Raw genomic sequence first — 11,383 nt, forward strand, 5'->3', positions numbered from 1 at the left:
GGGTCGGGTACGTAGCCCAGGCCGGCGGCCGCGTCGAGCACCTTCTGCCGGGTCTCGTCCGAGATGGCGATGCCCTGTTTCTTGCCCGCGAGCACCAGCGAGACCGTGGCCTGCGACACCCCCGCGAGCCGGGCGACTTCCGCCTGGCGCGGCCGCCCCGTGCGCCCTGCCGAGCCGGGCGCCCGGCCTCGTCCGGCGCGCTTCCTGGGTTCGTCCACCACTGCCCCTCCGTCATTAATGCGTATTAGTTATGCGCATTAACGAGTACTGTGCGCGGCGTGGGAGCGGCGGTCAAGGGGTGCGGCGAAGTTTCTTCCCCCTGCCCGAGGGGGCGCGGGGACCTGGGGAAATACAGCGGCGCCCCGGAACATGGGTCCCGTAGGGTGCGGCAGCATGAACGAGGTTTCCCGCCATGCCGTCCGTGCGATACGTGCCGACGAGTGGCCCGAAGTGAAGAAGCTGCGGCTCCTGGCGCTGCAGGACCCGGCGGCGCCGATCGCCTTTCTCGACACGTACGAGCAGGCCGCCGCGCAGCCGGACTCCTTCTGGCAGGAGCGGGCCGCGGGTGCGGCGGGTGGAACCCGGGTGCGTCAGTTCGTGGCCGAGGGCCCGGACGGCACCTGGAGCGGCACGGTGACCGCGCTCGTCGAGGACGCGGGCAGCGACGACGTGTTCGGCGGGACCGTGGAGCAGCGCCAGGCGCATCTCGTGGGTGTCTTCGTCCGCCCCGAGCACCGCGGCAGCGGCGCGATCGACGCGCTCTTCGAGGCGGCCGTGGACTGGTCCTGGTCGGTGGCGGAGGTGGCGCGCGTGCGCCTGTACGTCCACGAGGACAACGCGCGGGCCGAGAGCTTCTACCGGCGGTACGGCTTCGCGCGCTCGGGCAAGACCGCCCCCGTGAAGGGCGATCCCTCGAAGGTGGAGCACGAGATGGTGCTCGACGGCCCCGGGCCCCGCTCCGTCGGCTCCGAATAGCCCTGGTCCCGCGCCCTGCGGATCAAGCTGCCCGCAGGAACACATGAACCGGAGGAGGGGCGCTGCCCGTGCCGGTGATCGACGATCACGGCGGGCAGCGCCCCTCCTCCGTCACCCCTTTCCCGGGGCGTCGGATCTAGCTGACCCGCTGCTCGTACCCCACGAGCCGCACGCAGGTGGTGAGCCCCTGCATGGCCTGCTCCAGCTCGGCGAGGCTCGGGTAGCTGGGCGCGACGCGGATGACGGCATCGCGCGGGTCGTCGCCGTACGGGTGGGTCGCGCCGGCCGGGGTCAGCACGATGCCCGCCTCCGCGGCACGGCGTACGACCTCCTTGGCGCAGCCGTCGGGCACTTCGAGCGTGACGAAGTAGCCGCCCTTGGGGTCGGTCCACCGGGCGAGGCCGGTGCCGCCGAGCTCCGCCTCCAGGATCCGGGCCACCGCCTCGAACTTCGGCTGGAGCAGGGCGCGCTGGCGCTCCATGTGGGCCCGCACGCCCTCGGCGTCCCGCAGGAACATCACGTGACGCAGCTGGTTGATCTTGTCGGGGCCGATCGACCGCTTGGCGTTGTTGGCGAGCAGCCACTTCAGGTTCGCGGGCGACGAGCCGAAGAAGGCGACACCCGCTCCCGCCGCGGTGATCTTCGAGGTGGAGCCGAAGACGAAGACGCGGTCCGCGTTCCCCGCGTCCGCGCAGGCGGCGAGCAGGTCGGCGATCTCGACGGGCTCGTCGGTGAGGTGGTGGGCGGCGTACGCGTTGTCCCAGAAGATCCGGAAATCGGGCGCGGCGGTCTGCATCGCGGCGAGGCGGGCCACGGTCTCGTCGCTGTAGGAGACACCGTCGGGGTTGCTGTACTTCGGCACGCACCAGATGCCCTTGATCTTCGGGTTCTCGGCGACGAGCCGCTCCACGGCGTCCATGTCCGGGCCCCCGGCCGTCATCGGCACCGGGATCATGTCGATCCCGAACCGCTGGCAGAGCCCGAAATGCCGGTCGTATCCCGGAGTCGGACACAGGAAGGCGATCCGCTCCTGGTCCACCCAGCGGGACTCTCCGCCCGGCACCACGCTCAGCAGGGCGTGCACGATGCAGTCGTGCATCAGCTCGAGGCTGGAGTTGCCGAGCGCGAGAAGCTGCTCCGCCGGCACCTGGAGCACGTCCGCGAAGATCTCCCGCAGCTCCACCAGACCCTGGAGCCCGCCGTAATTGCGTACGTCCGTGCCGTCCGCGGAGGTGTGCCGCCCGCCCGGCAGGCTCAGCAGCTCCTCGGAGAGGTCGAGCTGCTCCGGGGACGGCTTGCCGCGCGTGAGGTCGAGCGAGAGCCCGCGTCCTGCGAGGTCCTGGTAGTCCTGGCGGGCACGCTCAAGGAGCCCGGTCAGGGAGTCGGGGCTCAGCTCGGTGGTCATGATGTGTCTGTCCTTACGTTGTCGGCGCTGCCGGGGCCGGTGGGCTGCCTCGGCGGCGACGGGGGCGTCGGCGCTGCCAGCCGAGGATACAAAGCGATGACCTGCCCGTTCCTGGCAGGTGGCGCTCGTCACGCCGTGCTCGTCACGGTCCGAGGACCGAAATCGCCCAGAGGACCGAGCCTAGCGGCACCAGGATGGCCACGGTGCCGAGCACAACTCCGGCTCGCGCCCGGCGACGGTCGGCTGCCCCGTCTCCCCGCATCCCAAACAGGTCACTGACACCGAAGACGATCGCGCAGACACCCAGCGGCACCACGGCGTATACGGGAGCGAAGCGGATCCACGGCGGGACGGCTTCCGGCAGCAAGGGGCAGCCGAGCAGCACGACGGCGACAGCACCGAGCACCAGCGGCACCGTGCCCGGACGCCTGCCCGCTGACGCAGTGATCATGGCCGAAGGCTAGGCGGCGCGGGGAGGCCCTCGCATGGGGACTGCTACTCACGTTCGAGTGAGTAGCAGAGCGCCGGCCCGGGAGGCGGGGGTTAGCCCCCGCAGGCATTGGCCCGGTGCCCTGATGTTCCGCCGCCGCCCGGGCTCCTAGCGTCGACTCCGTTCATCCTGTCGAACCACTCGATCCATCCCGGCGAACCACTCGACCCGGTCGGTGCCTTGTCGAACCCAAGGAGCATGATGCGCGGCGTCACCCCCTCACTCGCGGCCGGACTGACCCTGAGCCTGGCCGGGTTGCTCGCCGGAGCGATACCCTCGACGGCGGCCGCTCCCACCGGGACTCAGCGCCCGCCCTCGGCCTACGAGCACCAACGGCCGGTCTGGGGCCCGTGCTCGAAGGCACAGAAGGAGCTGAACGACGCGGGGGCGCAGTGCGCGAAGGTGACCGTTCCTCTCGACTACTCCGCGCCCGGCGGCCGCACCCTCCAGATCGCGGTCTCGCGCATCAAGGCCAAGTCGACGGCACACCGTCGCGGGATCCTGCTGTCCAATCCCGGCGGCCCCGGCGGCACCGGACTTGCCAACACCCTCGCGCTGCGGCCCGCGTTGAAGAGCGTCGCGGACGACTTCGACCTCATCGGCTTCGACCCGCGGTTCCTCGGCGAGAGCTCGCCCCTCACCTGCGCACCATCCAGGCCGCCGAGCCCGCCCGCACCTGCGACCAACCCCCGCGCGGACTTCGACGCATCGGTGCGGGACGCGTGGGAGACGGCACGGCGCTGCCGGGAACACGGCGACAACACGGAACTGCTGCCGCACGCGTCGTCCCGGAATGTGGCCAGGGACATGGACGTGATCCGGGCCGCACTGGGCGAGCGCAGACTCTCGTACTACGGCATCTCCTACGGCGCCGACCTGGGCGCCGTCTACACCCAGCTGTTCCCCCGGCGCACCGACCGCATGGTCATCGACTCCTCGACGAACCCCGCGGCCACCCAGTACGAACTGTTCCAGAGCTCCGGCCCACCGGCCGAGGAGGCGCTGGACGAATGGGCCGCCTGGACCGCCCGGCGCCACGACACCTACCGCCTGGGCCGCACGGCCTCGCGGGTCCGCACGCAGGTGGAGCGATTGCTCGCCGGGGCCGAACACCGGCCGGTCGGCGTCGGCGGGATGCGCCTCAACGCCCCCGTACTGCGGCTGCTGTTGAAGCAGCCCGTCCAGCACACCGAGAACGATCCGATGCTGGCCGCGATGGTGCGTGACCTGGTCGACGCGGCAGCGGGCAAGCCGGTGGAACCGGGCCCCGAGCTCGCCGCCATGCTGGAGTTGCTCGCTTCGCCCGAACTGGCGGACAGCATGGTGGGCGGGGCGCTCTTCATGTGCGGCGACGGCGGCTGGCCCGCGGGCGGCTGGCCGAAGGACCCGGAGACGTACTGGGACAACAGTGTGCGCAGCCGCGCCACGCAGCCCGTGTTCGGCCCGTACGTCAACGGCATGATCGCCCCGTGTGCGTTCTGGCCGACCGAGCCCCGCGAACCGGGCACGGCCATCGGCAACGACGTACCCGTCCTGATGCTCCAGGCCCGCCGCGACAACAACGTCCCCTACGACGGGGCCGTCGCCCTGCACCAGAAGCTCACCGGCTCAACGCTGGTCACCGCGGACATCCGCTCCCACGGCGTCTACGGCCGCGGCCTCGAAGGGCACCGGCCCGTCCGCTGCGCCGACCGGACGGTCAACGACTATCTGCGCACCGGCAACCTGCCCGCCCACGACTTCACGTGTGCTTCGTGAACTGACCCGGTCTCTTGCGATACTGACGGGCAATCAGCTCGCCGCCCGGAAGCGTCGGAGCAGATCCACGGCGGCAGGGCTCTCCGAGGCGAAGCCCTGGAGTCCCGCCTGCTCGGCGGGAACACCCGGACCCCACAGACGGGCGCCGTGGCACCGGAAGCAGAACGCCATGCGGAACAGCAGCCCGGCACAGCCGTGCGCCCTGATCCCCCAGCCCGGCATGAAGCAGCGGTGCAGCTCGTCGTCCGGAATCGAGGACATCAGGGCCAGCGCTTCGGCGGCCTCGTCCGCCGCCCACAGCGCGACGTCCTCGCCTATCAGGTCGGCGGAGGCCATGTTCACCACGGGGTCGGTGAGGCGGACGACCTCGATCAGCTCGGTCTTCTCACGGGACGGCAGCAGCATGCACCCAGCATCGCTCACGCAGCGGTGCGTCAACTACCGCACCTCCTGCGCTCACCGCTCACCCTGGCCTACCATCGGTCGGACATGGCCACACGGAAGACACGACTCCAGGGCGGTGCCTCGCGCACGGCCCTGCTCGCCGTGGCCTTGCTCTTCCTCGTCCCCCTCCCGGGCATCGGCGGTGCGTCGGGCGGCGCCGCCGCTTCGGCCACCGAAGCCCGCGGCGCGACCGCGGCCGCCTTCGGCCCGCACCCGTACGCCGACGGCGGGGACAGCGGCCCTGACCGCGCCCGTGACGGTGACCGCGGCTGTCACGAGGGCGAGAACAGGGCTCCGCGCGAGGCACTGCCCGCTCCCGAGCGGACCAGCTCACCCACCATCGGCGCGGCGCCCGCGTCGTACGAGCCGCGGGACGACACCCCCGTGCTGCCCGGAGCCTCGCCCCCGGACGCCACATCCGTGGACCTTTACAGAACCCGGGTCATCAGAACGTAGACGGGATCTCTCCACCCGCACCCCGCCGGCCCGAACGGTCGGCACCCCCGCATCGCCCTGAGCGATGGAATCGACCAACAGGAGAGATCCGCATGCCCCTTTCCGCTTCCCCCAGCAGCTACCTCTCCCCTGCGGGCGGTCCCGGCTCCCCGCGCGCCTCCTCGCAGCCCGGCATCGACATCGGGCTACTGCTGCTGCGCTGCGCGGTGGGCCTGACCATGGCCGTGCACGGCACCCAGAAGCTCTTCGGCTGGTTCAACGGCGCGGGCCTCGACGGCACCGCCGGGTTCTTCGCGAGCGACGGCTATTCCGCTCCGAAGACCATGGCCACGGTCGCCGGTCTGACCGAGACGCTCTGCGGCCTCGGCCTGGCCATCGGTCTGCTCACGCCGCTCGCCGGGGCGGGCATCCTCGGCATCATGCTCAACTCCATCGCCATGAAGTGGGGCAACGGCTTCTTCAACCCCTCGGGCATCGAGTACGACCTGGTCCTGCTGACAGCTGCCGTGAGCCTGGCGCTTGCCGGACCCGGCAGGTTCGCCGTCGATCACGTCCTGCCCGTCCCGCGCACTCACCGCGTCTCGCACGGCGTCGCCGCGCTGGCGCTGGGCGCCGTCTCGGCCGCAATCGTGCTGGTGACCCTGCACGACTGACACTCCTGAGCCGGCCACTCAGCGCCCCCCACCGGGACCGGGCCCGGTGGGGGCGGAGGTAGCGTGCAGCCCGGGCGTCGTCGTGACCCGCCCCTCGAACAGTGGACAAGCAAGAAGGCCGGGAATCAGCGCCGTGGTCAACCAGCAACACACCCCCGCCCGCGATGTGGCCCCCGCGCAGGCGCGCCGGGTCACCGCGGCCGTCATCGACGCGTTCATCGCCCTGGCGTCCGGGCTCGTGGCAGGTGCCGCGGCCGGCGTGCAGGTGAGTGACGGCGTGGTCGAACTGCGGCCGCAGTCCCCCGCGGTGTGGGGGCTCGCGCTCGGCGTGGCCGTCGGAGTCTCCTTCGTCAACCATGCCCTGCTCACCCTGGCGACCAGGGCCAGCCTCGGAAAGCTGCTCACAGGTGTGCGCGTGGTCCGCGCCACCGACGGCGGGCGGCCCTCTCTCCTGCGGCTCGCCGGCCGCTGGCTGTTCGGCTTCTACTGGATGGTCCTCTTTGTTCCGCTGCATCTGGCGACGGACAGCGATGTGGAGCAACAGGACGCGGTGGGACTGCGTATGGTGCGTCGTCGGACGATCCGTTCCTGAGCCGTCACTTGGCGCGGCATCGGGTGCGGCACCACATCCGTGAGCGACGAGAGGCGACACCTTGCGCGGCTTCAACTCCTGGTCCGGCAGGCGACGCCGGACCGTGGCCGGCGCGGGTGCGGCGATCGCGGTCATAGCCGGATTCACCGCCTACAACGTGGCATCGGGCGACGAAGGCCGGCCGCCGCGGGTCGACTTCGTCCTCGGTGGCGGCGATGACATCTACGCCAAGGACGACAAACAGGCGATCCGGGGCTCGTACGCGGGTCTCGCCGCCGCCCCCGACGGCACGGTCACCTTGTTCGCCCAGGAGAACGACGGGATGGTGATGTGGCAGCGCAGACCCTCCGGCGCCGTCAAGCGAACGGGCATCACCGGCATGGACAGCGTCACTGCCGAGCAAGCCGCCGTTTCTCCTGACGGGTCCGTCTACCTCGCGGCGAAGGATCTGTGGAAGGTCACTCCCACGGGAAAGGCCGCCAAGGTCGTCAAGGGCGGCTGCGAGAAGCTCGACGCGCGGACGGCGGCAAGCACGTTCTGCACCGGCCGGATCACCGGCGTGGCCGTAGCCGAGGACGGCTCCGTGTACTTCGGCGACCAGGTGGTCTGGGGTGACGTGGCCTCCTACGTCCACAAGGTCGAGGGCGACAGGGTCGAGCTGGTGGCGGGGCGCCCGCCCAGGGACGACGAGCCTTACAGCCGGTCCAACCCCGCCGTGCAGAACGGCATCGACCCGGCCCCCGGCACCAAGGCCGGGGACGTACTGGTCACCGACGTCTTCAACTCGGGTTGGCTCGCCCTCGGCAAGGACGGCCTGTACTGGAGGACCGGGGAGGGAATCGTGCGCATCAAGGACGACGGCACCCTCAGCCCCCTGGTCGCGGCCTCCGCTCCCGGCAGGATCGCCGAGGCGAAGGGCCCCTTCGAGAGCGTGGGCAGAGCTCGCGACGCGGAGATCCCCCGCCCCTCCTCCACCGGTCGGGTCGGTGACCTGACGCTTCTTTCCGGACGCGACGAGGTCTACTACACCGACGCGCACGGGGCGTACAAGCCCAGCCTGGACAGCGCCTACCGCTGGCAGGGAGCCTCATCGGCCACGCAGAAGAAGCTCCTTGAGGAGTCCTCCCGGGGAAAGCTCGTCCATCGCGTGGCCGACGGCGAGCTGTCCTCCGTGATCGCGGGGGTGCAGGCCATCGCGGGCTCCGACGACGCGCTGTACGCGGCGGTGGAGGGTCGCCCCGACGACGCCGGCAAAGACCCCGAGGACTTGAGCACGGCGGTGGTCCGGGTGGAGCTCCCGGACTGACCGGCGCCGTTCAGTCCGTCTGCGGTGCCTCCAGAAGTTCGCGGACCTCTTCCGCGCTGGTTTCCCGGAGCTCTTCCCCGACCAGCACCCAGCGGGTGATGCCGACCGACTCCAGGAACGTCAGATCGTGGCTCGCGATCAGGAGCGCGCCCTCGTACGACTCCAGCGCGCCGGTCAGCTGGCGGACGCTGGCCAGGTCGAGGTTGTTGGTGGGTTCGTCGAGGAGCAGGAGCTGCGGGGCCGGTGCGGCCAGCATCATCGCCGCGAGCGCGGCGCGGAAGCGTTCGCCGCCCGAGAGCGTGCCCGCCGGCTGTTCGGCGCGTGCGCCCTTGAACAGGAAGCGCGCGAGCTGGGAGCGGATGTGGTTGTCGGTGAGCCCGGGCGCGAGACGCGAGACGTTCGCGGCGACACTCAGCGTGTCGTCGAGGACGTCGAGGCGCTGCGGCAGGAACCGCAGCGGCACGGACGCCTTGACCTCACCGGACAGCGGGGCCAGCTCGCCGGTGAGGGTGCGAAGGAGCGTCGTCTTGCCGGCGCCGTTGCGCCCGACGAGGGCGATCCGTTCGGGTCCTTGTACGTGCAGGCTGCCTTCCTGCAACTTGCCGTACTGGGGCCGCAGTTCGCTCAGGGCCAGCACCGTGCGGCCCGCGGGCACGGCGGTGTGCGGGAGGCTGACGCGGATCTCGGCGTCGTTGCGGATGGCATCCGCGGCTTCCTCGCGCCGCTCGCGGGCCTCGCTGAGCCGCTCCTCGTGCAGGCCCCGGAGTTTGTCCCCCGACTCCTGCGCGGATCGCTTCTTCTCGCCCGCGACGATGCGCGGGGCGCGCCGCTGGGCGTCCATCTTCTTGCTGTGCCGTGCGCGGCGGGCCACCTTGATCTGGGTCTCCTCCAGTTCGCGTTTCTGGCGGCGTACGTCGGCCTCGGCGGCCCGCAGCATGCGTCCGGCCGCTTCCTGTTCGGTGGCGAGGGCTTCCTCGTAGGCGGACCAGCCGCCGCCGTACCAGTTCACCGATCCGGCGCGCAGCTCGGCGATGCGGTCCACCCGCTCGAGCAGGTCGAGGTCGTGACTGACGACGACCAGGACACCGGAGCGCCAGGAGTCGACGGCTTCGTAGAGCCTGCGCCGCGCGAACAGGTCGAGGTTGTTGGTCGGTTCGTCGAGCAGGAGGACGTCGGGGCGCTGGAGGAGCAGCGCGGCCAGGCGCAGCAGCACGGTCTCGCCGCCGGACATCTGGCCCACGGTGCGATCGAGTCCGACGCCGCCGAGTCCGAGCGAACCCAGCATGGCCAGGGCTCTCTCCTCGACGTCCCAGTCGTCGCCGATGGTCTCGAAGTGTTCCTCGCGGACGTCTCCCGATTCGATGGCGCGCAGCGCGTCGCGCCGCTCGGCGATGCCGAGGGCCTGGTCGACGCGCAGGTTCGTGTCGAGGGTGATGTTCTGCGGCAGGTAGGCGAGGCTGCCGCCGACGGTCACCGAGCCCTTGGACGGGCGCAGTTGGCCGGCGAGGAGGCGCAGCAGGGTGGATTTGCCGGTGCCGTTGGTGCCGACGAGCCCGGTGCGGCCCCGGCCGATGCTGAGGGAGAGGCCGTCGAAGACGCCGGTGCCGTCCGGCCACTGGAACGACAGGGCGGAGCAGGTCAGGGACGCGCTGGGGGTGGTGGGTACGGACATGAGGGTTCTCGCAGTCGCAGGCGCGGGCAGGGGGCGTCGTATGCGAGCACCACGCGGCGACCGGCCGGGAAAGAGAGAGGTGCGGCGGTCCTGAAGACAGAGGGACGGCTCATGCACCGAGGTCGCATCCACGCGGGGTCACGTGCGGCACCGGCGGGGCCGGGCGGCGGCGTGACGGGCGTACGGCAAGAACCGTACGGCGCGATGATCGCGAACCTCAGATGCGCAACGTCCACCTCTATCGGAGACAACAGGACGTCGGAAACGATAACGACCAAGAGCGCGAAAGGCAAAGCTTTACGTCATCGTCGCAGGTCAGCGCCGCAGGCCACCGCCGCAAGCCAGCCTCGCGGGTCACCCCCCGCAGGTCACCGCCGTGCCTGGATCAGGGCGAGGGTGCCGGCCGTGCGCCAGCCCGGGCCGTGCTCGGCGTCGAGCCCCGCCTCGGTCCGCGCGTCGAGACCGACGATCACGTCGGACTTCAGCGTCCGCAGTGCGGCCACCGGTCCGGGGAAGTACGCGGTGCGCTCCTCGTACGGTGTGGTGGCGGGCCACAGCTGGTCGCCGACCAGGCGCCGGTAGTTCAGGTCGCCTTTCATGACGGTCACATCGGCGTCGGCGAACTCCCGGCGCAGATCGTCGGGCATGTTCGCGTACGGCAGCGGGGCGCAGGAGAAGGGGTGGCTGCGGACGGTGAGCCGGCCCTCCCCCATGGCAGCCCACAGCCGCTCGCCCACCTCTGCCGCGCTGCCGCGCGCGCCGTGCAGGTGGCGCAGGCAGTCGATCACGTCGGCGGTCATGGCGTCCGAGACGTAGTACGGGCAGGGCTTGACGTGCAGCACGAGCCGCCCGGCGCGCTGATGCCGCAGGAGGTGGTCGATGAGGATGAGGTCGGGAAGGAGCTCTCGTCCGGCGTTGTCCGCGACCAGGCACAGCGTGGCCGCGCCGCCCTCAGGCAGCAGGGACCACAGCAGCGCGGAGTCGTCGGCGACGAGGCGCGAGTCGGCGGCACCGGCCGGGCCGCCGACCACGGCGAAGCCCAGGTCCGCGCGGTTGCCCCACAGGGAGCCGAGGAGGAGCGCTTGGCGTTGTTCGTCGACGGGCCGCCGGGCGAGAGCGTCGAGCGCGGCGAGTTCCTCGGCGGCCTCCTCCGTGTGCAGTTCCGCCTGCTTGAACGGGCGGAAGGGATCGATGCCCTGCCAGGGCCCGGCCTCGAAGTACCCGACGGCTGCCAGGAGTTGGCGGTAGAAGTAGCTCTCGGCCCACAGGAAGGGCACGTCGAACCAGGACAGGCCGACGTACTCACGGCTCCAGGCGGCCCACATGTCGTGGTCGTGCGCGTCGGGGTCCGGCGGTTCGATCACGCCTTCCGTGGCCTGCGTCAGCAGGGCGTCGAGGGCACGGTGCTGGCGCGGGCCGTAAGGGAAGGCGTCCCGCACCTTCTTGATGAGCGCCGGGTGCCGCTCGGCGAGCACGCTCCTGGAGAAGGAACCGGGTGCGTTGCTCAGGATGACGGGGGCGTCGACTTCTTCTGCCATGGCTGAAGGGTCTCACCATTTGACGGCTCAAGGGTGGAGCGGTCTACGGTGACCGGCCCCTCTATCCCCCACGTTTCAGAGGTACATCTACATG

At 71.0% G+C, this 11,383-nt stretch carries 12 protein-coding genes; 6 read left to right on the forward strand and 6 right to left on the reverse strand.

The features are described 5' to 3' along the window. Window positions 1–218, reverse strand: a 218-nt coding sequence (locus ACQKIP_RS27380; RefSeq protein WP_427744369.1) for a LacI family DNA-binding transcriptional regulator, incomplete at its 3' end; no start/stop codon positions are given. Window positions 219–393: 175 nt separating this feature from the next. On the opposite strand from ACQKIP_RS27380, the gene ACQKIP_RS27385 reads away from it, so the two are divergent. Continuing rightward, window positions 394–975 carry a GNAT family N-acetyltransferase gene (locus ACQKIP_RS27385; RefSeq protein WP_365864536.1) on the forward strand — a complete coding sequence of 194 codons (582 nt, stop codon included), beginning with the start codon at window positions 394–396 and terminating at the stop codon, window positions 973–975. 136 nt (window positions 976–1,111) lie between these two features. Here ACQKIP_RS27385 and ACQKIP_RS27390 read toward each other — a convergent pair whose 3' ends face one another. Then, window positions 1,112–2,380, reverse strand: coding sequence for an aminotransferase class I/II-fold pyridoxal phosphate-dependent enzyme (locus ACQKIP_RS27390; RefSeq protein ID WP_365864538.1), 1,269 nt, complete (start codon window positions 2,378–2,380; stop codon window positions 1,112–1,114). A 142-nt stretch (window positions 2,381–2,522) separates the two neighbouring features. Continuing rightward, window positions 2,523–2,831 (reverse strand): hypothetical protein, encoded by a 309-nt coding sequence (locus ACQKIP_RS27395; protein WP_365864540.1) that lies wholly within the window; start codon window positions 2,829–2,831, stop codon window positions 2,523–2,525. A 240-nt stretch (window positions 2,832–3,071) separates the two neighbouring features. Between ACQKIP_RS27395 and ACQKIP_RS27400 the strand changes: the two genes are divergently transcribed. Continuing rightward, window positions 3,072–4,628, forward strand: a complete 1,557-nt coding sequence (locus ACQKIP_RS27400) for an alpha/beta hydrolase (protein ID WP_365864541.1) — start codon at window positions 3,072–3,074, stop codon at window positions 4,626–4,628. Window positions 4,629–4,661: 33 nt separating this feature from the next. Here the strand turns inward: ACQKIP_RS27400 and ACQKIP_RS27405 are convergent, their stop codons facing one another. Next, window positions 4,662–5,033 (reverse strand): hypothetical protein, encoded by a 372-nt coding sequence (locus tag ACQKIP_RS27405; RefSeq protein ID WP_365864543.1) that lies wholly within the window; start codon window positions 5,031–5,033, stop codon window positions 4,662–4,664. 84 nt (window positions 5,034–5,117) lie between these two features. On the opposite strand from ACQKIP_RS27405, the gene ACQKIP_RS27410 reads away from it, so the two are divergent. The 4 genes from ACQKIP_RS27410 to ACQKIP_RS27425 all read left to right on the forward strand — a co-directional run bounded on the left by ACQKIP_RS27410 (window position 5,118) and on the right by ACQKIP_RS27425 (window position 8,079). Further along, window positions 5,118–5,528, forward strand: a complete 411-nt coding sequence (locus tag ACQKIP_RS27410; RefSeq protein WP_365864545.1) for a hypothetical protein — start codon at window positions 5,118–5,120, stop codon at window positions 5,526–5,528. A 92-nt stretch (window positions 5,529–5,620) separates the two neighbouring features. Next, complete coding sequence (locus ACQKIP_RS27415; RefSeq protein ID WP_365864547.1) at window positions 5,621–6,181, forward strand: DoxX family protein; 561 nt, start codon at window positions 5,621–5,623, stop codon at window positions 6,179–6,181. A 133-nt stretch (window positions 6,182–6,314) separates the two neighbouring features. Next, window positions 6,315–6,773 carry an RDD family protein gene (locus tag ACQKIP_RS27420; RefSeq protein ID WP_365864549.1) on the forward strand — a complete coding sequence of 153 codons (459 nt, stop codon included), beginning with the start codon at window positions 6,315–6,317 and terminating at the stop codon, window positions 6,771–6,773. Between the two features lie 61 nt (window positions 6,774–6,834). Next, complete coding sequence (locus ACQKIP_RS27425) at window positions 6,835–8,079, forward strand: hypothetical protein (protein ID WP_365864551.1); 1,245 nt, start codon at window positions 6,835–6,837, stop codon at window positions 8,077–8,079. Between the two features lie 10 nt (window positions 8,080–8,089). Here the strand turns inward: ACQKIP_RS27425 and ACQKIP_RS27430 are convergent, their stop codons facing one another. Continuing rightward, on the reverse strand, window positions 8,090–9,751 hold the full coding sequence (locus tag ACQKIP_RS27430; protein WP_365864553.1) for an ABC-F family ATP-binding cassette domain-containing protein: 1,662 nt from the start codon (window positions 9,749–9,751) through the stop codon (window positions 8,090–8,092). A 368-nt stretch (window positions 9,752–10,119) separates the two neighbouring features. Then, window positions 10,120–11,289 carry a damage-control phosphatase ARMT1 family protein gene (locus ACQKIP_RS27435; RefSeq protein WP_365864555.1) on the reverse strand — a complete coding sequence of 390 codons (1,170 nt, stop codon included), beginning with the start codon at window positions 11,287–11,289 and terminating at the stop codon, window positions 10,120–10,122. Window positions 11,290–11,383: the final 94 nt, after the last annotated feature.

Source organism: Streptomyces sp. NPDC059900, from assembly GCF_050270335.1.
Classification (GTDB): Bacteria; Actinomycetota; Actinomycetes; order Streptomycetales; family Streptomycetaceae; genus Streptomyces.